Raw genomic sequence first — 24,546 nt, forward strand, 5'->3', positions numbered from 1 at the left:
TAAAACTAATCCTTTAGTTATTAACATTAAAAAAAAAATATATCTTATTAAGAATCTGGTATAGTATTTTATTTTTTGTTTTAAATTGTTTATAATTAGTGTGTTATTTTTTTATTTGGATGTTTTTAAGAAATGAATTTCTTTTTGTTTTTTAAACCAAAAACACAAAACAGTTTATAGTTAATTACTTATATTTGTTGACTTAAAAAATTACCAGAATAGTGAATCATATCAATAAGTTAAAAATATTCAATGACCCCATTTATGGCTTTATTTCTATTCCGAATGAGCTTATTTATGATTTAATTCAGCATCCGTATTTTCAGCGTTTGCGACGTATTTCACAAATGGGATTGTCGTATTTGGTTTATCCGGGGGCTAACCATACACGTTTTCATCATGCTTTAGGCTGTATGCATTTAATGCAAAAAGCAATAGAAACACTTCGTTTTAAAGGGGTTGCTATTTCAAATGATGAAGAATGTGCTTTATTAATAGCTATTTTACTGCACGATATTGGGCATGGGCCTTTTTCGCATGCTATGGAAAAAAGTATTGTAGAAGATGTAAATCATGAAGCTATTTCATTGTTGTTCATGAATCAGTTAAATGAAGAATTTGACGGAAAATTAAGTTTAGCAATTCAGGTTTTTAAAGGAGAATATCACAGAAAATTTATGCTGCAATTGATTTCGAGTCAATTAGATATGGATCGAATGGATTATTTGAAGCGTGATAGTTTTTACACAGGAGTTGCAGAAGGGAATGTAAATTCTGAACGATTGATTCAGATGATGAATGTTGAAAACGATGTTTTAGTTATAGAAGAAAAAGGAATTTACTCGGTAGAAAAATTTCTCTTGTCAAGAAGATTAATGTATTGGCAGGCCTATTTGCATAAGACAAGTCTTGTGGCAGAATTGATTTTGATGAAAGTGCTTAAAAGAGCAAAAGAATTAACATTGAAAGGAATTAAATTACCTTGTAGTGAACCTCTTTCTTATTTTATGCAAAATAAAATTTCACTCGAAAATTTCGATGCCGAAAAATTAGATTTGTTTTCTCAGTTAGACGATTTTGATATCATAAGTGCCCTGAAAGCATGGCAAAAAAACAGTGATTTTATATTGTCGACTTTGAGCAAGATGATCATCAACAGAGATTTACTGAAAATAAAAATGAGTGCCGAAAAAATCCCGATGGAAGAATCTCAGGCAATGAAAGAAGAATTTGCTCAAGAACATAATATTTCTCAGTTGGAAGCAGGATATTTTATTTTTAGAGGAAAAATCAAAAATCAGGCTTACAGTAAAGAAGCAGAACCAATAAGGATTTTGAAAAAAGATAAAACAATTGAAGATGTTGTTGAAGCATCTGACCAATTGAATTTGAAATCGTTATCTAAATTGGTGACAAAATATTACATCTGTTTTCCAAAACAACTTATCTAAAATTAACATTTAAAACCTATTTTTTATATTTTTGTCGGGATGAAATTTACAGCAGAACAAATAGCAGGAATTTTAGAGGGAGTAGTTGTTGGGAATCCCAATGCCGAGGTTTTTCGACTGTCTAAAATTGAAGAAGGAGAGGAGGGATCACTTACTTTTCTGGCAAATCCAAAATATATCAATCATATTTATACCACAAAAGCTTCAGTAACAATTGTTAATGATTCTTTTGTGCCGGAATCTGAAATCGAAACTACTTTGATAAAGGTTGAAGATGCCTATGTATCTTTTTCAAAACTTTTAGAATTTTACAACCAGGTAAAACTAAATAAAAACGGAATCGAACCACAAACTTTTATATCTGAAGGAACTAAATATGGTGAGAACTTATATTTGGGAAGTTTTAGTTACATTGGTCAAAATGTGGTTTTGGGAGATAATGTAAAAATATATCCAAACAGTTTTATTGGCGATAATGTTGTTATTGGTGATAATGTACATGTTTTTGCAGGCGCTAAAATTTATTCTGAAACTATAATTGGTAATAATTGTACCATTCATTCAGGGACTATTATTGGTGCTGATGGTTTTGGCTTTGCTCCAAACGAAGATGGAGAGTATAATAAAGTGCCACAAATTGGAAATGTTATTATAGAAGATAATGTAGATATTGGTGCCAATACTACAATAGACAGAGCTACACTTGGTTCTACAATTATTAGAAAAGGAGTAAAATTAGACAATCAAATTCAAATTGCTCATAACGTAGAAATTGGTAAAAATACCGTGATTGCTGCTCAAACAGGAGTTGCCGGTTCTACAAAAATTGGCGAAAATTGTATGATTGGCGGACAAGTTGGTATTGCAGGCCATTTAACAATTGGTAATAATGTTAGACTTCAGGCTCAATCGGGTGTTGCAAGAAATATTAAAAATGACGAAATTTTGCAGGGTACTCCATCTTTGGCATACACTGATTTTAATAAATCCTATGTTCATTTTAAGAATTTACCTAAAATTGTTGCCGAATTAGAAGAATTAAAAAAACAAATAATAAACCCAAAAAATGGAAATAATGGTTAAACAGAAAACCATCAAGAATGAAATTTCACTAACAGGAGTCGGATTGCATACTGGAAAAGAAGTTACAATGACTTTTAAACCAGCTCCTATTAATAATGGTTTCACTTTTGTTAGAATTGACTTGCAAGGCCAACCGGTAATTGAGGCTGATGCTAATTATGTAGTTAACACACAAAGAGGTACTAACTTAGAAAAATTAGGTGTAAAAATTCAAACTCCGGAACACGTTTTAGCAGCATTAGTTGGTTGCGATCTGGATAACGTTATTATAGAATTAAATGCTTCAGAACTTCCTATTATGGATGGTTCTTCAAAATATTTTGTAGAGGCTATTGAAAAAGCCGGAATCGAAGAGCAAGATGCAAAACGTAATGTTTATGTTGTAAAAGAGGTAATTTCATTTACAGATGAAACTACCGGAAGTGAGATTTTGGTTATGCCAAGTGATGATTATCAGGTTACCACAATGGTAGATTTTGGAACTAAAGTCTTAGGTACTCAAAATGCAACTTTAAAAAGCATTGCTGATTTTAAAGATGAAATTTCAAATTCAAGAACTTTCAGTTTTTTACATGAATTAGAGTCTTTATTAGAAAATGGATTGATAAAAGGTGGTGATTTAAATAATGCAATTGTTTATGTAGATAAAGAGATTTCTGAGTCTACAATGGAAAACCTTAAAAAGGCTTTCGGGAAGGATGAAATTTCGGTTAAGCCAAATGGAGTTCTTGATAATTTAACTTTGCATTATCCAAACGAAGCCGCAAGACATAAACTTCTTGATGTTATTGGCGATTTGTCTTTAATAGGTGTTAGAATACAAGGAAAGATTATTGCAAATAAACCTGGGCATTATGTGAATACACAATTTGCCAAAAAACTAGCAAAAATTATAAAAATAGAGCAAAGAAACCATATTCCTGTTTATGATTTAAACCAGGAACCATTGATGGACATTCATAAAATTATGGCTGTTTTACCTCACAGACCTCCATTTTTGCTCATTGACAGAATTATTGAAATGTCATCAAGCCATGTGGTTGGATTGAAAAATGTTACCATGAACGAAAATTTCTTCGTTGGACATTTTCCTGATGCTCCGGTAATGCCGGGTGTATTAATTGTTGAAGCAATGGCACAAACAGGCGGAATTTTGGTTCTAAGTACAGTTCCGGATCCTGAGAACTATTTGACTTATTTCATGAAAATAGATAATGTTAAATTTAAACATAAAGTATTGCCGGGGGATACTTTAATATTTAAGTGTGATTTAATTTCTCCTATCAGAAGAGGAATTTGTCACATGCAGGCAAATGCTTACGCTAACGGAAAATTAGTAGCCGAAGCAGAATTAATGGCGCAAATTGCAAGAAAACAGTAATTAATCAAAATTATTGTTTACGTTTGTTGCCCAAATTAGACTATTTTAAAATTAAAATATAAAAATACAGATGAATCAACCATTAGCTTATGTTCATCCTGGCGCTAAAATCGCTAAAAATGTTGTAATTGAGCCTTTTACGACAATTCACAATAATGTTGTTATTGGTGATGGTACCTGGATAGGTTCAAATGTAACTATCATGGAAGGAGCACGAATTGGTAAAAATTGTAATATTTTTCCGGGTGCTGTAATTTCAGCAGTTCCTCAGGATTTAAAATTTGGTGGAGAAGATTCTTTGGCTATCATTGGTGATAATTGTACTATAAGAGAATGTGTAACTATTAACAGAGGTACAATTGCTTCGGGACAGACAGTTATAGGTAATAATTGTTTAATAATGGCAACGGCACACATTGCTCATGATTGTCATGTAGGTAATAATGCTATCATTGTTAACGGAGTTCTTTTAGGAGGTCACGTTACGATTGGTAATTATGCTATTATTGGAGGATTATCTGCTGTTCATCAATTTATTAGTGTTGGAGATCATGCCATGATTTCAGGAGGATCATTATTAAGAAAAGATGTTCCACCATATACTAAAGCTGCAAAAGAACCATTATCTTATGTAGGTATAAATTCGGTAGGACTTAGAAGAAGAGGTTTTACGACTGAAAAAATCAGAGAAATTCAGGATATTTATAGAATTTTATACCAAAAAAATTATAATACAACACAAGCTTTGAGTATTATTGAAGGAGAAATGGAAGCTACACCGGAGAGAGATGAAATTTTAGATTTTATTCGAAATTCATCAAGAGGTGTAATGAAAGGGTATTCAGGAAACTATTAAAAAGGTTTAATGTTTATTTGTTTAATCGTTTATTCGAAGCGAAAACAAATCAACGGTTAAACGATTAAACAAATAATAAAACAAATAAATTACAATGGCATCTACATCAGATATTAGAAACGGATTGTGTATTAAATACAATCACGATATTTATAAAATTATTGAATTTCTTCACGTTAAGCCAGGAAAAGGACCGGCTTTCGTAAGAACAAAATTAAAAAGTTTAACTACAGGAAAAGTATTGGATAATACCTTTTCTGCAGGACACAAAATTGAAGATGTTCGTGTAGAAACACATACGTTTCAATTTTTATATGCTGAAGGAGATGAATTTCATTTCATGAATGCTGAAACTTTTGAGCAGATTTCTTTGAATAAAAATATTTTAGATGCTCCGGGACTATTGAAAGAAGGAACAAATGTAATGGTTCAGATTAATACTGAAACTGATTTGCCTTTATCTGTTGATATGCCAACATCTGTAGTTCTTGAAATTACTTATGCAGAGCCTGGGGTAAAAGGAAATACAGCTACAAATGCTACAAAATCTGCTACGGTAGAAACGGGAGCAACAGTAAACGTTCCTTTGTTCATTAACGAAGGAGATAAAATTAAAATTGATACAGCTTCAGGTTCTTACATGGAGCGTGTAAAAGAGTAATTTTTAATTAGATAATTTGTTAATGTGTCAATTAGATAATTGTAAAAAGATATTTTCCAATTGACACATTTCTAATTGACACATTTTCTGATTGACAAATTTTCTAATTAAATTATATGAAATTTCCAAAAGTTCACTCTTTAGAAGAAATTGCGAATTTGCTTAATTGCGAATTTATTGGTGACAAAGACTTTGATGTTTTAGGCATGAACGAAATTCATGTAGTTGAACCAGGTGATATTGTTTTTGTTGACCATCCCAAATATTATGACAAAGCTTTACAGTCAGCTGCTACTATTGTTTTAATTAATAAAAAAGTAGATTGTCCTGAAGGTAAAGCTCTTTTAATTTCTGATGATCCTTTCAGAGATTTCAATACTTTAACCAAACATTTTAGGCCTTTTCAATTTGCAAATGTTGCTATTGCTCCGTCTGCAAAAATAGGAGAAGGAACTGTTATTCAGCCAAATTCTTTTGTTGGAAATCACGTTACTATTGGTAAAAACTGCCTGATACATTCTAATGTTTCAATATACGATCATACAGTAATCGGAGATAATGTGATTATTCATGCCGGAACTATTTTAGGGGCAGACGCATTTTATTACAAAAAACGTCCGGATGGTTTTGATCAGTTAATTTCCGGTGGAAGAGTGGTTGTTGAAAACAATGTAGGTATTGGAGCACTTTGCACTATTGACAAAGGTGTAACAGGCGATACAACAATTGGAGAAGGAACAAAACTGGATAATCAGGTTCATGTTGGTCATGATACTGTTATCGGGAAAAAATGTTTAATTGCTTCACAGACCGGTATCGCTGGCTGTGTTATTATTGAAGATGAAGTAACGCTTTGGGGACAAGTTGGAACAACAAGTGGCATCACAATAGGAGCGAAAGCTGTTATTATGGGACAGACAGGTGTTACTAAATCGGTTGAAGGCGGAAAATCTTATTTTGGTACTCCAATCGAAGAATCAAGAGAAAAGTTGAAACAATTAGCTAATATCAAAAAGATTCCTGAAATTTTAAATAAATTGAAGTAATAATATGTCTATAAAAGAATTTGTCCAGAAATTTTATAAGTCGGATGCCTTAATTGACAGCGAAATCATGAAGACTTATTTGCATCCTGATGTAAAGTTAGATTGGCACAGTACTAAAGGATTAATCGAGATGGATTATAATTCGATGTTAGGTATGGCGAATGAGCTAAGCCGTGCGTATGTACGGTCAAAAGTCAGAATGAGTCACATTATTGCAGAAGATGATTTAGTTTCAGTACGTTATTCTCATTTCGTAAAAACGATTGAAAACCCAAGAGAAGAGATGTTGTTGGCACATTTTTCTACAATTTGGCAGATAAAAGATGATAAATTGTATAGAGGTTATCAAATGAGTCAATTTTCGTGATATTTTTTGCCAATAAAAAAGGTAAAAATAAGTTACAAAACCTTACTTTTGCATCACAATTTTAAAAACTACATAAAATATATATCATGAGTGTTTTAGTTAATAAAGATTCCAAAATAATTGTTCAAGGATTTACAGGAAGCGAAGGAACTTTCCATGCTTCTCAAATGATTGAGTACGGTACTAATGTTGTTGGTGGTGTTACTCCTGGAAAAGGGGGAACCAGCCATTTAGATCGTCCGGTTTTTAACACAGTAAAAGACGCTGTAGATCAGGCTGGAGCTGATACTTCTATCATTTTTGTTCCACCAGCTTTTGCTGCTGATGCAATTATGGAAGCTGCTGATGCCGGAATTAAAGTAATTATTGCAATTACAGAAGGAATCCCTGTAGCAGACATGATTAAGGCTAATAACTATGTTAAAGAAAGAAATTCAAGATTAATCGGACCAAACTGTCCTGGTATCATTACACCGGGTGAGGCTAAAGTTGGTATTATGCCAGGTTTTGTTTTCAAAAAAGGAACAGTTGGTATCGTTTCTAAATCTGGAACTTTAACTTATGAAGCTGCTGATCAGGTTGTAAAACAAGGTTTGGGAATTACTACTGCTATTGGTATTGGTGGAGATCCAATTATTGGAACTACAACTAAAGAAGCGGTAGAATTATTAATGAACGATCCTGAAACTGAAATTATCATCATGATTGGTGAAATTGGAGGTCAATTAGAAGCTGATGCTGCTAAATGGGTTAAAGCAGATGGTAACCGTAAACCAGTTGTTGGTTTTATCGCCGGAGAAACTGCTCCAGCTGGTAGAACAATGGGGCACGCAGGTGCTATTGTTGGTGGTTCTGATGATACAGCAGCTGCTAAAAAACAAATTATGAGAGACAACGGAATTCACGTTGTTGATTCACCAGCTGAAATTGGTAAAAAAGTAAAAGAAGTATTGGGATAATCTCCAATATTTAAAATAATAAATTCCAAAAAAGTCTCAATATTTTGTTGAGACTTTTTTACATTTAAAAGTACTGAGGTATAAAATAGAAAAAAACTTAGCAGCTTAGTACCTCAGTATCTTAGAAGCTAAAAGAAGAAATATGAGTAAAGAATTAAAAAAGTTTAAAGTAAGCAGCAGTTTTACTTTCACAATTGAAGATAGTTTAGAACAAGTTTGCAATGCTCCGGAAGGGAGTGCCGGAATTTTTATTGTGTATGCAGTTGAGGGTGATGCAAAAGAATTAATTATGGTAGCTTCTACCGGAACTGTTCAGAATGACGGAACTTTAAAGAGTAAAAATGGCGGTTTGTATGACAAAATCGTAAACGGACACCAATTTGCCAAAACAGGAAGAAAATATTCATGGCCTGCACAAATGAAACTGGAAAATATCTCTGAGCTTGAAGTGGTTTGGTATGAAACTTTTAATGCAGAAGCTAAAGCTATTCCAACTGCGGTTGAAGGACAGGTTTTGCAGAATTTTCTTGACGAAAATGGTAAATTGCCTAGATGGAATGTAGCATTTTAATTGAGATCTGAAATATTACTAAAAAAAGCTTTACTTCGGTAAGGCTTTTTTAGTATTACAAATTTTATAAAACGCCCAAATAATCTATATTTGTACTTCAAAAAATAAAAACGAATACCTCAATATGAAATTACTAGAAGGAAAAGTAGCCATCATTACGGGCGCAAGCCGTGGAATTGGTAAAGGAATTGCAGAAGTTTTTGCTAAACACGGTGCCAATGTGGCCTTTACATACAGTTCATCTGTTGAATCAGCTCAGGCTTTGGAAGCAGAATTAAACGGTTTAGGAGTAAAAGTAAAAGGATACCAGTCGAATGCAGCAGATTTTAATGAAGCGCAGACTTTTGTGGATGCTGTTTTAGCAGATTTTGGAACAGTTGATATTTTGATTAACAATGCCGGTATTACAAAAGATAACCTGTTGATGCGTATGTCTGAAGCTGATTTTGATCAGGTTATAGACGTGAATCTGAAATCGGTTTTTAATATGACAAAGGCGATTCAGAAGACTTTTTTAAAACAACGTTCAGGCTCTATTGTTAATATTAGTTCTGTAGTTGGGGTTTCCGGAAATGCTGGACAAACAAACTATGCAGCTTCAAAAGCGGGTGCAATTGGTTTTACAAAATCGGTAGCTTTAGAGTTAGGTTCTCGTAATATTCGCTGCAACGCAATCGCTCCGGGATTCATTGAAACAGAAATGACGGCAAAATTACCTGAAGATGTAGTAAAAGGATGGAGAGACGGAATTCCGTTAAAACGTGGCGGAACTACTGAAGATGTTGCCAATGCATGTCTTTACCTGGCTTCAGATTTGAGCGCTTATGTTACCGGACAGGTACTTAATGTTTGCGGAGGAATGCTTACTTAATAAGTTGATTGTTGATGGTTTGTTGTTATTGTTCAGAACCAAAAACTATAAACTAACAACTATAAACTAAATAAATATATGACTACAAACACAATTCTATTATTACTGCTTTCTTTAGTAATAGCTGGTGGATTGTCGTATTTTCAATATCTTTATAAAGCCAAAAACCATTCGAATGTGAATGTGTTTTTGGCTTTTTTGCGTTTTTTGGCCATCTTCGGATTATTGGTTTTACTGATTAATCCTGTTATGACTAAGAATTCGTTGGAAATTACTAAAACGCCTTTGGCAATTGCGGTTGATAATTCGAGTTCTATAACGGCTTTAAAATCTGATAAAAAAGCGATTGAATTATATAAAGCTTTGGTTTCGAATGCAGCTATCCAGGAGAAATTCGAAATCCAGTCCTATCAGTTTGATGCCGATTTTAAGCCTTCGGACAAATTTGATTTCAAAGGAAAACAGACCAATCTTGATGAAGTCGCAAAGAATTTAAAAAGTATCAACAAAAACCTGATCTTTCCAACGGTTATCATTACAGATGGAAATCAGACTACAGGAAACGATTATGTATATCGTTTTGATCCTGTTAATAAAGTTTATCCTTTGGTTGTGGGAGATACAACCACTTTTTTTGATTTAAAAATCAATCACTTAAACGTCAATAAATACGCTTTTCATAAAAATAAATTTCCGGTTGAAGTGTTTCTGCAATATGCCGGTACAAAAGCTGTAAATGCCAATTTTACAATCTCACAGGGAAATTCAGTAGTAGCCAGAGAGAAAGTTTCTTTTTCTCCTTCGAAAAAAACAGCTTCTCTAAACATATTGTTGCCAGCTGATAAAGTTGGACTGCAAATTTTCAGGGCTAATATTTCTTCTAATGTAAAAGAGAAAAACAGCTACAATAATATCAAGAACTTTGCAGTTCAAATAATCGATCAAAAATCAACGATTGCAATTGTTTCCACCATGAATCATCCGGATATCGGAGCTTTGAAACGTTCCATTGAAACGAACGCACAACGCAAAGTGATTCTGGCAAAACCAAATGAACTCGATAAATTAAACGATGTCTCGGTTTTGGTTTTGTATCAGCCAAATGGGGCTTTTAAACCTATTTTTGATAATAATAAATTAGCCGGAACGAATAGTTTTATCATTACAGGAAACAACACCGACTTTAATTTTCTCAACCAAAAACAAAATAATCTGGTTTTTAAAATGAGCGGTCAAAGAGAAGATTTTTTAACCGAATTTCAGTCTCAGTTTAATTTGTTTGCGATAGAAAATATTGGTTTTGAAAACTTTCCGCCATTGCAAAATCTATTTGGAAGTATAACGACCAGCGGAAATGTATCGGTTTTGCTTTCGTCTAAAATCAGAAACGTTTCTACCAATGCGCCTTTATTGGCTTTCGCTGAAAATCAAAACAAACGTACCGCTTTTCTGTTAGGAGAAAATAGCTGGAAATGGCGTCTGCAAAGTCATATCGACAATCAGTCGTTTGAAAAATATGATGTTTTTATAGATAAGATCATTCAGTATTTGGCAACATCAACTTCAAAAAAATCGTTGGTAGTAGAACACGAAAGTTTTTATAATTCGGGAGAAGCCATTGTAATCAATGCACAATACTTCAATAAAAATTATGAGTTTGACGAAAAAGCAAGATTAACTATCACGGTTACTAATACCGAAACGAAGCAAAGTAAAAACTATGATTTGCTAAAAGGAAACAATTCCTTCTCAGCTAATCTGGACGGATTAACAGCCGGAAAATACAATTTTACGGTAAAAGAATTAAATTCAAATACGTCTTATTCCAGCCATTTTGAGATTTTGGATTTTGATATTGAAAAGCAATTTGTAAACCCTGATGTTCAAAAACTCAAACAACTAGCGTTACAAACCAATGGAAAAGCCTTTTTCGAAAACCAGGCAGATGATTTGATTCAGACGCTTTTAGAAAACAAAGAGTACAAATCGATAGGGAAGAATATTTCAACTAAAACTCCTTTAATTGACTGGGTTTGGTTATTGGTTTTAATTGCTTTTTTATTGACTACGGAATGGTTTGTCAGGAAGTATAATGGGATGCTTTAAGTAGATTTAAATTAAAATTTTGTTCAAAATGAAAAGGGAATTAGTTTTAATTATTTTGTTTTTTGTAGTTAATGTTGCTTTTGGACAGACGATTGAGAGTAAACAAAATGATTCTTTAAAACAAAAAAATGTAAATTTATTTAGAGAAATATACTGGAATAATTTGCCTAAAGCAAAAGGTTGGATTAATGATTATGAAAGAGTTTTTTCTGAAGCTGAAGAAAGAAAATTGGATAGTGTTGTTAGCAGGTTTGAAAGAGAAACTTCTGTAGAAATTGTAATTGTAACAATTGATACTATTAAAATCGCAAAAGAAACATTCGATAATCTGTCTCTTCATATTGCAAAAAAATGGGCGATTGGAAAGAAAGGCAAAGACAATGGGATTTTAATTGCACTTTCAAAAGGATATAAAAGAATTAGAATTCAGAATGGTAATGGAATAACAAAAATAATTTCTGATGAGCAAACAAAGGAGATAATTGAACAGGATTTTATACCTGAATTCAAAAAAGGAAATTATTATAAAGGTGTTTTAGACGGAATTAATAAGCTTATTGAAGTTTTAAAGTTAAAGATTCAATGAATTCAATGAATTTAATTAGTGATAATTTGTGAAATTTGTGTTTCACTTTCAATAATAATATAATGGACTTCAGGCTAAAAGTTTTCTACACCGTTGCACTCCGTCTTAATTTTACTAAAGCGGCAACAGAATTGTATATTACCCAGCCGGCTGTTTCAAAACACATTCAAGAGCTCGAAGAAACGTATAAAACGAAACTTTTTGAACGTAACGGTTCTAAAATTGCTTTGACATCTGCCGGAAAAATCCTTTTAGAGCATACCAAAAGCATCTTCGAAATTTATCGTGAAATTGACTTTGAGATGAGTTCGTTTCGTAACGAACGCCAGGGATTGCTACGATTAGGTTCAAGTACTACTATTTCACAATATATTATTTCGCCCGTCCTGGCACGATTCCACCAAAAGCAGCAGGATATAAAAGTCAATTTACTCAACGGAAATACAGAACAGATCGAGAATGCCTTAATCAACAAGGAAATCGAAATCGGAATTGTAGAAGGTCAGTCTAAAAACCAGTCCATTAAATATATTCCGTTTATAAAAGACGAATTGGTTTTGGTCTGCAATACTCAAAATCCTTTGGTAAAACAAAATGAAATTTCGCTTGAAGATTTAAAAACCATGAAATTCATTACCCGTGAGCGTGGTTCAGGAACACTTGAGGTTATAGAATACGCTTTAAAACAAGTTGGGGTAAAATTATCCGATCTGCAAATCGAAATGCAGTTAGGGAATACAGAAAGCATCAAATCGTATCTGCTCAATTCAGATTGTTTTGCTTTTATGTCAATACACGCAGTAGGCAAGGAGCTTAAAAATAACGAACTGATAGTTTTGGATGTAGAAAATTTAACAATCGAAAGATACTTTTACATCATTACATTACTCGGGAAATCAGATGCTCTATCTGAACTGTTTATTCAAAATATCGCATCTTACTATAACCTGAAGTTATAGTCGATTGTATTTTACGATTGGCAGATTCTATATAAACAGCCGACCTTTGTAAGGTAAAATATCAATTACCTTATTTTGAAAACAAAACAGCATACCGTATCCCATTTAGTAGAAGTTAATCTTTTTCTTCAACAGCTTATTTTTGGAGCAGTAATCATTTTGTGTCTGTTTTCAATAATTTCTCCACCAATTGCTTTGCTGTTGGGTGTTCTGATTGTAAATGTTTTTGGGAATCCGTTTTTAGCATTCAATCACAAAGCCATCACGTTTTTATTACAGTTTTCTGTAGTAGGTTTGGGTTTCGGAATGAATGCTTCATCAGCGATTTCAGCAGGTAAAGAAGGTTTTTTGCTGACTGTCCTGTCAATTTTCAGTACGTTAATTTTTGGAACACTTTTAGGGAAATGGCTTAAAACGGAGAAAAAAACATCGCATTTAATTTCGTGTGGAACTGCAATCTGTGGCGGAAGTGCCATTGCCGCTATTTCACCGACAATTAAATCAAACGAAAATCAGACATCAATTGCTTTGGGGGTGATTTTTATTCTGAATTCAGTTGCCTTATTTGTGTTTCCTTTTATTGGGCATCAGCTTGATTTATCTCAAAAAGATTTTGGTTTATGGTGTGCCATTGCCATTCATGACACCAGTTCTGTAGTAGGTGCGGCAAATAAATATGGTGCCGAAGCCTTGCAGATTGCCACAACTGTAAAACTGGCCAGAGCCTTATGGATTATTCCGATTTCGATTCTAACAGCGATAATTTTTAAAAATAAAAACTCAAAAATTAAGGTTCCGTATTTTATAGGATTGTTTGTTTTGGCAATGCTATTAAATTCTTACGTGCCTCAAATAGCTGTTTTCACCCCAAATATTGTTGGAATTGCCAAAATCGGTTTAACAATAACGTTGTTTTTGATCGGAGCAACTCTAAATAGTAATGCTTTAAAATCGGTAGGAGTAAAACCTTTATTGCAGGGCGTGTTTCTTTGGGTGTTTATTGCAGGTTTAGGTTTATTGTCGATTCTTTATTTGAAATAATTAAATTAAGCGTTTACCAGTCATGTGGTAATTGGAATTTACAAAGAAACTTTTAATTGAACTTATATTACTTATATGGTTTAAAAATTCACAAAAGTTAAATTAACACAATATTAATTAGTATTCTTTTGAGTTATCCTTAAATGAAATAAATTTGCAGTTCAAATAAAACTTCAAATGAAAAACTTTAAAATGAAACCAAAACTAATCGCTTTTTTTGCAATCGGAATTGGATTTTTGACCTTATCATGGGGAATCGTGGGCCACGAACGCATCAATAAAGCTGCTGTAATGGCGCTGCCGCAACAACTTCAGGTATTTTTTTACAATCATATCGATTTTATTACACAGGAAGCTTCTGTTCCGGATATTCGCAAATATGCCTTAAAGTACAAAGATGAAAACCCAAGGCATTATATCGATTTAGAAAACTTTAAAACACCAATTGACAGTCTGCCTAAAACATTAGAAGAAGCAACTAAAAAATACGATGTAAAATTCTTAAATGATAACGGAATTTTACCTTGGTATATTGAAGACATGATGGCAAAATTAACCAAAGCTTTCAAAGAAAAAAACAGAGCTGAAATTTTGTTTCTGGCTGCAGATTTAGGTCATTATATCGGAGATGCACACATGCCTTTGCACACTTCAGCCAACCATGACGGACAATTGAGCGATCAAAAAGGAATTCACTCACTTTGGGAAAGCAGATTACCTGAGTTATTCGTTAAAAACTACAAACTAAATGTTCCCGAAGCGCAGTATTACGAAGATGTTCACAAAGCAACCTGGGACATGATCAAAGACACACACAGTCTGGTTCAGCCGTTATTAGCCGTCGACAAAAAACTAAGAACTTCAACTCCCGAAAATCAGGTTTTTGTTGTCGATGCTGAAGGGAAAATTGTAAAGAGCAAATACAATTCGGCTAAATTCTCAGACGAATATGCTGCCAAACTACACACCGAATTAAACGGAATGGTTGAAAGCCAGATGAAAAAAGCCATTACAGCTACAGCAAGTTTTTGGTACACTGCCTGGGTAAATGCAGGAAAACCGGATTTAAGCGATTTAGATTCAAAGGAACTTACAAAACGTAACAGCAAAGCCTTAAAACAAGATTTGAAATTATTCCAGAAAGGAAATCTTTTCGGAATGCAGAATCAAAACGATTAAGAATTTTATCATAATTCAATAAAAAAAGCCTGTGAAGTTCTATTTCACAGGCTTTTTCGCTTTTAATTAAGACTCGGAGATCCCGGAATCTTAATATTTCGTTTATGCTTCTTTACAATCAATAAATAAAAAGTAATACCGCCCAAAACAATCAGCAAAGCAATTTCCAGCTGTCCAAGCGTATTGTTTCCACTATGCATCGCATTGGCACTGGCGAGTTTAGCTTTACCTTCCTTTACCTGAATTTCAGAAAGCTGATTCAGTGTGCTTAAAGCCTTGTCGCACAGAGACACAATATGTTTCCAGTTTTTATTTTGCACGTCTTTATTAATTGCAGTACAGGAAGCCAGAAAACTGTCAAAATGAATTTTTTCCTTCGGAGTCAGCACCGTTTTAAAATACAAATCATCAATCGTATGGATTATTTTCAGCGCATTTTTAATTTCGTCATTTTTCGTGATATCATTTAAATGCTCTTTCTGCGCTTCGGCTTTTATATAATGAAGTTCATTGGCATACTGAAAAATATAGTAAGCCACAACCAGCCTGTCGTTATAAATAGCGTTGATGTTTTCGTTGACATTTTTAGAATTTTGCAGTGTATTAAAGTTACTGAGTACAATAATCAGCATCACAATCAGTAGAATAAAAGCGGCTTTAGCCTTATTGCTGTATTTTTTTAAAACGTCTTTCATTCGATAGATTTTATAAAGCTCCTTTCTCAAAGATACATAAATATAAGGTTTAGATTGTTGTAATTTAGAATGTTAAGCAGTAATTTTTCAAGGAGCTGTTTCCTGCTGTCCGCTATATCTTTACTGCCGAACCCCGGCAGTAAAGGATGTCGCTTCCATCAGGGCTAGGACTTTAGGTTTCATAAGATGATTAACGAAAAACATTTATCTTTGAAAAAAATAATCATAAAAGCCTAAAAATTAATCTTAATTACAAACAGTAGCAATGCATATTTTAATAGTAGAAGATGAGGCAGGAATTGTTCAGTTTTTACAACAAGGACTGCAGGAAGAAGGATATCAAATCACAACTGCCTGTGATGGTTTAAAAGGTTTTGAATTAACGCAAAACCATCATTTTGACCTGATTTTGCTAGATTGGATGCTGCCTAAAATAAACGGTATAGATCTTTGTAAAGCCATCAGAATTAAAAATAAAACTACTCCCATTATTTTTTTAACAGCAAAAGATACAGTTCAGGAAACGATAGAAGGTTTAAAAGCCGGAGCCAATGATTATATCAAAAAGCCATTTAGTTTTGAAGAACTGGCAGAGCGTATTAAAGTTCATTTCAGATACCAAAATGATACAGAAACACTGACATTAGGAACCATTAAAATTGATTTGTCAAAATATGTTGTTTTAAAAAACGATGAAGAAATTGCACTCACTCAAAGGGAATTGGAACTGTTGGCTTATTTGATAAAAAATAAAGGAAAAGTCTGTACCCGAAACCAGATTTTAAAAGATGTCTGGGATATCAATTTTGAATATGATACCGGCGTTATTGATGTTTTTATTAATGCGATCAGAAAAAAACTGAATCTGAAAATAGAAGAAGATTATATAAAAACAATCCGCGGTGTTGGGTACATTGCAAACGATTAAAAAATGACACAGCTTTCCTTCAGAAACAGAATTGCCTTAAATTATATCATTACAACCGGTTTGTTGATTCTGGTCGTTTTTTCGACTATTTATTCCACCGTAAAATTTACTGTTTATAAGCATCTTGATGAAAATTTAATGATCGAAATTGAGGATCATCTCAAAGAAATTAAAGTTGAGAATAATGTAGTAATTTTGATGGATGCCGAAGAATGGGAAGAACGCGAGCATAATTCTATAGATGTAAATCCAATTTTTGTTCAGTTTTTGGACGTAAATAAAAAATTAATCGAAAAATCACCTAATCTAAAGAATGAAGTTCTTGTATTTCATGAGAATGTTGTATATTTTAAGACGTTTGATACAAAATTATTGAACAGTACAGTTAGACAAATTCAGGTTCCGCTTCATATAAAATCAAAGAAAATAGGTTATTTGATAATTGCAATGCCGCTGACCGATTCGGCAAAAGTTTTACATAATCTTTTTGAAACTTTATTAATTGCATTTCCGGTAATTTTAGTAATATTGTTCTTTATTGCGCGTTTTTTTGCAGGCCGAAGCATTAAACCGATTAATGCAATTACTGATATTTCAGGAATGATTACAAGGGATAATCTAAAAATGAGGATCCCTTTGCCTAAACAAAGAGACGAATTACACACACTTTCAGAAACCATAAATAGTTTACTCAATCGAATCGAAGATGCGGTGGAGCGTGAAAAACAATTTACATCCGATGCTTCTCATGAATTAAGGACACCTCTGACAGTGATTAAAGGAACGTTGGAAGTACTCATTAGAAAACCTCGTGATAATAAAGAATACGAAGAAAAAATAAATTATTGTATCAATGAAGTAGATCATTTAAACAGGCTAGTCGATCAGCTTCTTTTGCTGGCTCGTTTCGAAAATCAAAAACAAAATATTTTATCGGAATCTGTTTATCTCAATGCTTTGATTTTGGATGTCATCACTTTAAATTCAGATAAAATAAAGAAGAAGTCAATCAATATGAAATTTGATGCCAAAGAAGATTATTACATCAATTCAGATAATTATCTGGTAGTAACCATTCTCAGGAACATCGTTTCAAATGCTATAAAATATACAAATGAAGATGGCGAAGTATCTGTTTCTTTGTCTAAAAACGGAGGTAAAATAATTTGTAAAATTTCAGATAACGGAATCGGAATAGCCAAAGAAGATTTAGAAACTATTTTCAATCCTTTTTTTAGGTCAAATTCAGCCGTACATCCAGAAATTAAAGGAACAGGACTAGGATTGTCTATCGTAAAACGCTTTACAGAATTGCTTGAAATTAAGTTTCAGATAGAAAGTAAAATTAATACAGGAACCACAGTGGTTTTAGAATTTAATGAACAAAGAAAAAAAAAGATTAAATAAATGTCAGGCTGAGTCCATTCGACTTCGCTCAGGATAAACTTAGTCGAAGCCCTTTTCTATTTTATACTGAGTCAGGCAGAATGAAATAATGTGTATTGAAAACCATAAAGAATCTTTTTTTTAACAATAAACTATTGTTAAGTTAAAATAAAAATTGCTTTTTTATGAAATATACCCGTATATTTGCAACCGAATCAAAGAATAAAAACAACCAACAATGTTTATAAACCAATTACATCATCATCATTTTCATAATTGCTCTCAGGCGATGTGTTAATGTATGGATGTAAATCATCATATTTTAAAACCCGTTTGAGTACATCAAACGGGTTTTTTATTACCTATTCTTTGTACTCAAACTATTAATTAAACAAAAAAAGAAAAATGAGTACTTTAAAAATTGCAATTCAAAAATCAGGTCGTTTAAACGAAGACAGCATTCAGATCTTAAAAGACTGTGGTATTTCAATCAACAACGGAATCGACCAGTTAAAAGCAGAAGCTTCCAACTTTCCTCTTGAAGTTTTATATTTAAGAAATTCTGATATTCCTCAATATTTAATTGATGGAGTGGTAGATCTAGCAATTGTTGGTGACAATCTTTTAGTAGAAAAAGGAAAAGGTATCGAAGTGGTTCAGAAATTAGGGTTTTCAAAATGTAAAGTTTCTGTGGCGGTTCCTAAAACTTTTGAATACAATTCGGTTCAGGATTTGGCAGGTTTGAGGGTTGCAACTTCGTATCCAAATACGGTTAACGAATATTTTGGTTCATTCGGATTAACAGTAGATATTCACCAGATTTCAGGATCGGTAGAGATTGCGCCTAATATTGGCCTTGCCGATGCGATTGTAGATATTGTTTCAAGCGGAAGTACTTTGTTTAAAAATAATTTGAAAGAAGTAGAAGTAATTCTGAAAAGTGAAGCGGTTTTAGCTGTTTCACCAAAAGTTTCTCCCGAAATTCAAAAGCACATTGATACTTTAAAATTTAGAATACAATCTGTTTTAAGAGCTAGAAATTCAAAATATATTTTGATGAACGTGCCAAACGAAAAGATTGATGAAATTGGTAAAATCTTACCGGTTTTACGAAGCCTTACCGTTTTACCATTGGCTCAGGAAGGATGGAGCAGCGTACATTCCGTAATCGATAAAGATACTTTTTGGGACGTAATCGATCAGTTAAAAGAAGCCGGAGCCGAAGGAATTTTGGTTTGCCCAATTGAAAAAATGGTACTCTAACAAAAGAAATTCCAAATTTTGCGAACCTTGCGGTTTTTAAGACAAAGAATATAAAAGAACCTTGCGCTCTTTGCGGTAAAAAACACAACGATGAATAAAATAAATAACCCAAAACCAAACACCTGGTCAGAAATATTAAAAAGACCAACCAAAACTATCGATGATATCGAAGTTACGGTGAAAGAAATTTTTAAGGAAGTACAGAAAAAAGGAGATGAAGCCGTTGCAAAATACACTTCTATTTTCGATGGAATTGCTTTAGATAATTATGAAGTTTCACAAGCAGAAATTGAAGAAGCGATTAATTTAGTTTCAGCCGAATTGAAAGAAGCAATCCAGCTGGCTAAAAACAATATTTATAAATTTCACACAGCACAAAAAACAGAAAGAATTTCAGTTGAAACGATTGAAGGCGTAAACTGCTGGCAGGAAAAAAGACCGATTCAAAAAATTGGTTTGTATATTCCCGGGGGAACAGCTCCATTGTTTTCAACAGTTCTAATGCTGGCTGTCCCTGCTGAAATCGCAGGAACTAAAGAAATTGTTTTGTGTTCACCTCCTGATAAAACCGGAAAAATCAATCCTGCAATTTTGTATGCTGCCAATTTATGCGGGGTAACTAAAATATTAAAAGTAGGCGGAATCCAGGCTATTGCAGGAATGACGTTTGGAACTGAATCAATTCCGAAAGTGTATAAAATTTTCGGTCCCGGAAACCAGTTTGTAACCGTGGCAAAACAGTTGGCAACACAATTTGGTGTAGCGATTGATATGCCTGCAGGACCATCAGAATTATTGGTAGTGGCAGATGATACCGCCGTTCCTGCCTTTGTAGCTTCAGATTTATTATCTCAGGCTGAGCATGGAACAGACAGTCAGGTAATTTTGGTTTCTACTTCTAAAAAACTGATTGATGCTGTTGAAAAAGAAATAGAAATTCAGCTTGAAGCACTTCCACGAAAAGAAATCGCCAAAAAAGCAATTGCCAATTCTAAATTAATTTTCGTTGAAAATGACAAAATTGCGTTAGAATTAATCAATGAATACGGCCCGGAACATTTTATTATCTGTTCAGAATATGATGATTTTTATTGTAACGGAATTGTAAACGCAGGTTCTGTTTTTATTGGCAATTACACTCCTGAAAGTGCAGGAGATTACGCTTCAGGAACCAATCATACGTTGCCGACAAACGGTTACTCCAAAAATTACAGTGGTGTAAATCTGGATAGTTTTATGAAATCAATGACTTTTCAGAAAATTTCTGAAAAAGGAATTCAGAATATCGGAAAAGCGATTGAAGTTATGGCTGAAGCCGAAGGATTACAGGCACATAAGAACGCTGTGACACTTCGATTAAATGCAATAGATAAATAAGAAGCAAGAGCAAAGAAGCAAGATTTGGTAATTAGCCGATTTAGGCAGTCTTTCCTCTTGATTCTTTCTTCTTCTAACCAAAAAAGAAAACAATGAGTACCTTCGATATAAATACAATAACACGTGAAAACGTAAAATCTTTAAAACCATATTCGTCTGCACGTGATGAATTTGAAGATTTTGATACAGCCGAAATGATTTTTCTGGATGCGAATGAAAATCCGTTTCAAAATGGTGTAAACCGTTACCCGGATCCACAGCAGAACTCGGTTAAAGCAATTTTAGCCAAGAATAATAAGGTAAAACAAAGCCAGATTTTATTAGGAAACGGAAGTGATGAAGTTCTGGATTTGCTTTTCAGGGCTTTTTGCGAACCGAAAGCAGACAATATTATTTCATTGCCGCCAACTTACGGAATGTACAGCGTTCTGGCGAATATTAATGCCGTTGAAAACAGAGAAGTTTTACTTTCGACAGATTTTCAGCCACAGGTAGAGAAAATTTTGGAAGCAGTTGATGATAATACAAAAATTATCTTTTTATGCTCGCCAAACAATCCAACCGGAAATTCATTTTCGGATGAAAGTGTGGTGAAACTCCTTCAGAACTTTAATGGGTTGGTGGTAATTGATGAAGCCTACATTGATTTTTCTGATAAAGAAAGCTGGCTGATTGAAATTGATGAGTATCCAAATTTGGTAATCACTCAGACACTTTCAAAAGCGTATGGTCTTGCAGGAATTCGTTTGGGAGTTTGTTATGCTTCTGAAGCCGTGATTTCAATTTTAAACAAAATCAAACCTCCGTACAATGTAAACGAACTGACGCAGCAAAGAGCGATTGAACGTTTGAAAGATGGTGATAAAATAAAACAGGAAATAGCTGCTATCATCGAACAGAGAGAAGAACTGCTTAAAGTTTTGGCAGAGGTTGCTTTTGTTGAAAAAGTATATCCTACAGAAGCTAATTTTGTGTTGGTAAAAGTGGACGATGCTAATAAAAGATACGATCAGTTGATTGAAAAAGGAATTGTTATCAGAAACAGAACCACACAGCCTTTATGCGAAAACTGTCTTCGTTTTACGATTGGTATTCCTGAAGAAAATGCTGTTTTGATTAAGGAATTGAAATCGTTATAGAAAAATTAACCTCAAGGTTCACAGGGAATTACGAAAATAATAGGGGTTTTTAAAATGAATTTTCACGCAGATCTGGCAGATTAAAGCAGATTTAATTTTTAAATAATCTGCGTTTATCTGCTCAAATCTTTTTAAAATATGCGTGAAATATAATTATATAAATTTAAAATTAAATTAAAAAATATCTCTAAAAAACCGTTTTGCGTGAGGGATAGAGGCGGTATCCTTTTGTGAAGAGAAACGAAACAAAAGATATAGCCGAAAGCCCGACCCGGAGGGACACGCCCAAAATAGAATTAAAATATGAAAAAAGTACTTTTTATCGATCGTGACGGAACGATTGTTTTAGAACCGGAAGGATATCAATTAGACAGTTTAGATAAACTGGAGTTTTATCCGAAAGCTTTTCAGTATCTGGCTAAAATTGCCAATGAACTGGATTACGAACTGGCAATGGTAACCAATCAGGATGGATTGGGAACGGATAGTTTTCCGGAAGATACGTTTTGGCCAACACAGAATTTCATCCTGAGAGCTTTTGAAAACGAAGGTGTTTTGTTTGACGATATTTTTGTAGACAGATCGTTTCCGGAAGATAATGCACCAACACGCAAACCAAGAACCGGAATGCTGACGAAATATATTGATAATCCAAACTACGATCTGGCAAATTCTTTTGTATTAGGAGATCGTCTGACAGATGTTGAACTGGCTAAGAACTTAGGAGCAAAGGCGATTTTCATGAATTTGACAGACGGAGCAGGAAGTGCCGAAATTGCATCAAAACGTGAAGAATTAGATGAAACGATTATCCTTCAGACAACGGACTGGAAAAGAATTTATGAGTTTTTGAAATTAGAATCACGTTCTGCTTCGATTACCCGTAAAACGCATGAAACGGATATTTTTATCAATTTAAATTTAGACGGAACAGGAAAAAGTAAAATCGATACCGGAATTGCATTTTTCGATCACATGTTAGACCAGATTTCACGTCACGGTCAAATGGATTTGGAAATTCTTGTAAAAGGCGATTTAGAGGTTGATGAACACCATACGATTGAAGATACAGCTATTGCGCTTGGAGAAGTTTTTGCAAAAGCATTAGGAAATAAATTAGGTATTGAGCGTTACGGTTTCTGCTTGCCAATGGACGATTGTTTAGCTCAGGTTGCTATTGATTTTGGAGGAAGAAACTGGCTGATTTGGGAAACCGAATTCAAACGCGAAATGGTAGGTAAAATGCCAACAGAAATGTTTTTTCACTTCTTTAAATCATTCTCAGACGGAGCAAAAGCGAACATCAACATAAAAGCCGAAGGTGATAATGAACACCATAAAATTGAAGCGATTTTTAAAGCTTTTGCTAAAGCGATAAAAGTGGCCGTAAAAAGAGATACCGAGAAAATGATTTTGCCTTCGACGAAGGGAATGTTGTAAGAAATTTTGTTTCAGGTTTAAAGTTTCAAGTTGTGTGTAGCAACCTGAAACTTTAAACCTGAAACCTGAAACAAAAAATGAAATGGACGCTAAAAAATTTGCCAAAGAATGGATTGATTCCTGGAATTCTCATGACTTAGACGATATTATGCAGCATTATTCGGAAGAAATTGAAATTACAACACCAATGTTAAAATTGGCTGTAGGAATAGAAAGTGGCTCAATTCAGGGAAAAGAAGAGGTAAGGGCATACTGGGAAAAAGCGTTAACCAAAATTCCTGATTTGCATTTTGAATTGATAGAAGTTACATCAGGTATTGATTCGGTTGCACTTTATTATAAATCGGTTATGAATAAAATGGCAGTTGAAGTTATGTTTTTTAATGAAAACGGATTGGTAAATAAAATGATTGCTCATTATACAGATCTTTAGAAAAATTGTTTCAGGTTTAAAGTTTCAGGTTTCACGTTTTGTTGAGCAACCTGAAACTTTAAACTTGAAACCTGAAACAAAAATTAAATGAAAATAGTAATTATAAATTACGGAGCAGGAAATATTCAAAGCATTATGTTTGCTATTGAAAGACTGGGTTTTAAAGCTGTTTTGAGTAATAATAAGGAAGAAATTCAGGCAGCAGATAAAGTGATTTTCCCGGGTGTGGGGGAAGCAAGTTATGCTATGGGAAAACTGAAGGAAAGCGGTTTGGATACTTTGATTCCAACCCTGAAACAGCCTGTTTTTGGAATCTGTCTTGGAATGCAGTTAATGTGTAATAAAACAGAGGAAGGAAACACCAAAGGTTTAGGAATTTTTGATGTCGATGTCATCAAATTCTCAAACAAGGTAAAAGTACCACAAATGGGCTGGAATCAGATTTATGATTTAAAAACCGATTTGTTTAGCGGAATTTCAGAAAATGAATTTATGTATCTGGTGCATAGTTTTTATGCTCCAAATTGTGCTGAAGCCATCGCTACAACGAATTATGATGTAGAATATGCATCGGCTTTACACAAAGATAATTTTTACGGAACTCAGTTTCACCCGGAGAAAAGCGGGGATGTGGGAGAGAAAATTTTGGCGAACTTTTTGAAAATTTAATCAATATCAATTTCAAAAATCAATATCAATCAAAATAACAATTTTTGAAAATCAAAAAAGACTTTATGACTTTTGACTTTCAAACTTTAAGACTTAAAT

The 24,546-nt window shown here is 33.5% G+C and carries 24 protein-coding genes; 23 read left to right on the plus strand and 1 reads right to left on the minus strand.

Annotated features, from left to right (window positions below):
- The first annotated feature begins 221 nt into the window (after nt 1–221).
- From FLV_RS17045 to FLV_RS17115, 15 genes are all read left to right on the plus strand, one after another.
- Complete coding sequence (locus FLV_RS17045; RefSeq protein WP_243235608.1) at nt 222–1,451, plus strand: HD domain-containing protein; 1,230 nt, start codon at nt 222–224, stop codon at nt 1,449–1,451.
- A 39-nt stretch (nt 1,452–1,490) separates the two neighbouring features.
- Nucleotides 1,491–2,534: a UDP-3-O-(3-hydroxymyristoyl)glucosamine N-acyltransferase gene (lpxD, locus tag FLV_RS17050; protein ID WP_243235624.1), complete on the plus strand. Its 1,044-nt coding sequence runs from the start codon at nt 1,491–1,493 to the stop codon at nt 2,532–2,534.
- Nucleotides 2,527–3,915 (plus strand): bifunctional UDP-3-O-[3-hydroxymyristoyl] N-acetylglucosamine deacetylase/3-hydroxyacyl-ACP dehydratase, encoded by a 1,389-nt coding sequence (locus FLV_RS17055; protein ID WP_243235626.1) that lies wholly within the window; start codon nt 2,527–2,529, stop codon nt 3,913–3,915. Before lpxD ends, FLV_RS17055 begins: the two co-directional genes overlap by 8 nt.
- Nucleotides 3,916–3,985: 70 nt before the next feature.
- The gene (gene lpxA, locus FLV_RS17060; protein ID WP_110308051.1) at nt 3,986–4,771 is read left to right on the plus strand and encodes an acyl-ACP--UDP-N-acetylglucosamine O-acyltransferase; all 786 of its coding nucleotides are present in this window, start codon (nt 3,986–3,988) and stop codon (nt 4,769–4,771) included.
- Nucleotides 4,772–4,865: 94 nt separating this feature from the next.
- On the plus strand, nt 4,866–5,432 hold the full coding sequence (gene efp / locus FLV_RS17065) for an elongation factor P (RefSeq protein WP_243235628.1): 567 nt from the start codon (nt 4,866–4,868) through the stop codon (nt 5,430–5,432).
- A 116-nt stretch (nt 5,433–5,548) separates the two neighbouring features.
- Complete coding sequence (locus tag FLV_RS17070) at nt 5,549–6,478, plus strand: UDP-3-O-(3-hydroxymyristoyl)glucosamine N-acyltransferase (protein ID WP_243235631.1); 930 nt, start codon at nt 5,549–5,551, stop codon at nt 6,476–6,478.
- 4 nt (nt 6,479–6,482) lie between these two features.
- Entirely contained in the window at nt 6,483–6,845 is a 363-nt protein-coding gene (locus tag FLV_RS17075) for a nuclear transport factor 2 family protein (protein WP_243235634.1), read from the plus strand.
- A gap of 86 nt (nt 6,846–6,931) precedes the next feature.
- Nucleotides 6,932–7,804, plus strand: a complete 873-nt coding sequence (gene sucD / locus FLV_RS17080) for a succinate--CoA ligase subunit alpha (protein ID WP_031455321.1) — start codon at nt 6,932–6,934, stop codon at nt 7,802–7,804.
- Between the two features lie 142 nt (nt 7,805–7,946).
- Nucleotides 7,947–8,375, plus strand: coding sequence for a hypothetical protein (locus tag FLV_RS17085; protein WP_243235636.1), 429 nt, complete (start codon nt 7,947–7,949; stop codon nt 8,373–8,375).
- A gap of 124 nt (nt 8,376–8,499) precedes the next feature.
- Complete coding sequence (gene fabG, locus FLV_RS17090; protein WP_243235638.1) at nt 8,500–9,246, plus strand: 3-oxoacyl-[acyl-carrier-protein] reductase; 747 nt, start codon at nt 8,500–8,502, stop codon at nt 9,244–9,246.
- A gap of 78 nt (nt 9,247–9,324) precedes the next feature.
- Nucleotides 9,325–11,352, plus strand: coding sequence for a hypothetical protein (locus FLV_RS17095; RefSeq protein WP_243235647.1), 2,028 nt, complete (start codon nt 9,325–9,327; stop codon nt 11,350–11,352).
- A 28-nt stretch (nt 11,353–11,380) separates the two neighbouring features.
- A complete protein-coding gene (locus FLV_RS17100; protein ID WP_243235649.1) occupies nt 11,381–11,938 on the plus strand; it encodes a TPM domain-containing protein in 558 nt (185 codons plus the stop codon).
- Nucleotides 11,939–12,000: 62 nt separating this feature from the next.
- Nucleotides 12,001–12,897: a LysR family transcriptional regulator gene (locus tag FLV_RS17105; RefSeq protein WP_243235652.1), complete on the plus strand. Its 897-nt coding sequence runs from the start codon at nt 12,001–12,003 to the stop codon at nt 12,895–12,897.
- A 75-nt stretch (nt 12,898–12,972) separates the two neighbouring features.
- Nucleotides 12,973–13,938 carry a YeiH family protein gene (locus FLV_RS17110; protein WP_243235654.1) on the plus strand — a complete coding sequence of 322 codons (966 nt, stop codon included), beginning with the start codon at nt 12,973–12,975 and terminating at the stop codon, nt 13,936–13,938.
- Nucleotides 13,939–14,115: 177 nt separating this feature from the next.
- The gene (locus FLV_RS17115) at nt 14,116–15,117 is read left to right on the plus strand and encodes a zinc dependent phospholipase C family protein (RefSeq protein WP_243235655.1); all 1,002 of its coding nucleotides are present in this window, start codon (nt 14,116–14,118) and stop codon (nt 15,115–15,117) included.
- 62 nt (nt 15,118–15,179) lie between these two features.
- Here the strand turns inward: FLV_RS17115 and FLV_RS17120 are convergent, their stop codons facing one another.
- Nucleotides 15,180–15,812: an MCP four helix bundle domain-containing protein gene (locus FLV_RS17120; RefSeq protein ID WP_243235656.1), complete on the minus strand. Its 633-nt coding sequence runs from the start codon at nt 15,810–15,812 to the stop codon at nt 15,180–15,182.
- 265 nt (nt 15,813–16,077) lie between these two features.
- Here FLV_RS17120 and FLV_RS17125 point away from each other — a divergent pair, with 265 nt between their 5' ends.
- The 8 genes from FLV_RS17125 to hisH all read left to right on the plus strand — a co-directional run bounded on the left by FLV_RS17125 (nt 16,078) and on the right by hisH (nt 24,447).
- The gene (locus tag FLV_RS17125; protein WP_243235657.1) at nt 16,078–16,740 is read left to right on the plus strand and encodes a response regulator transcription factor; all 663 of its coding nucleotides are present in this window, start codon (nt 16,078–16,080) and stop codon (nt 16,738–16,740) included.
- 3 nt (nt 16,741–16,743) lie between these two features.
- Complete coding sequence (locus FLV_RS17130; protein ID WP_243235666.1) at nt 16,744–18,147, plus strand: sensor histidine kinase; 1,404 nt, start codon at nt 16,744–16,746, stop codon at nt 18,145–18,147.
- Nucleotides 18,148–18,531: 384 nt separating this feature from the next.
- Nucleotides 18,532–19,389: an ATP phosphoribosyltransferase gene (gene hisG, locus FLV_RS17135; RefSeq protein WP_031455339.1), complete on the plus strand. Its 858-nt coding sequence runs from the start codon at nt 18,532–18,534 to the stop codon at nt 19,387–19,389.
- A gap of 90 nt (nt 19,390–19,479) precedes the next feature.
- A complete protein-coding gene (hisD, locus tag FLV_RS17140) occupies nt 19,480–20,766 on the plus strand; it encodes a histidinol dehydrogenase (RefSeq protein WP_243235668.1) in 1,287 nt (428 codons plus the stop codon).
- A 92-nt stretch (nt 20,767–20,858) separates the two neighbouring features.
- On the plus strand, nt 20,859–21,905 hold the full coding sequence (gene hisC / locus FLV_RS17145; RefSeq protein WP_243235670.1) for a histidinol-phosphate transaminase: 1,047 nt from the start codon (nt 20,859–20,861) through the stop codon (nt 21,903–21,905).
- Nucleotides 21,906–22,208: 303 nt separating this feature from the next.
- A complete protein-coding gene (gene hisB / locus FLV_RS17150) occupies nt 22,209–23,345 on the plus strand; it encodes a bifunctional histidinol-phosphatase/imidazoleglycerol-phosphate dehydratase HisB (protein WP_243235672.1) in 1,137 nt (378 codons plus the stop codon).
- An 82-nt stretch (nt 23,346–23,427) separates the two neighbouring features.
- Nucleotides 23,428–23,778 (plus strand): nuclear transport factor 2 family protein, encoded by a 351-nt coding sequence (locus FLV_RS17155; RefSeq protein WP_243235674.1) that lies wholly within the window; start codon nt 23,428–23,430, stop codon nt 23,776–23,778.
- 87 nt (nt 23,779–23,865) lie between these two features.
- The gene (gene hisH, locus FLV_RS17160; protein WP_243235679.1) at nt 23,866–24,447 is read left to right on the plus strand and encodes an imidazole glycerol phosphate synthase subunit HisH; all 582 of its coding nucleotides are present in this window, start codon (nt 23,866–23,868) and stop codon (nt 24,445–24,447) included.
- Nucleotides 24,448–24,546: the final 99 nt, after the last annotated feature.

The sequence above is a fragment of the Flavobacterium pectinovorum genome, assembly GCF_022802975.1.
Lineage (GTDB): Bacteria > Bacteroidota > Bacteroidia > Flavobacteriales > Flavobacteriaceae > Flavobacterium > Flavobacterium pectinovorum_B.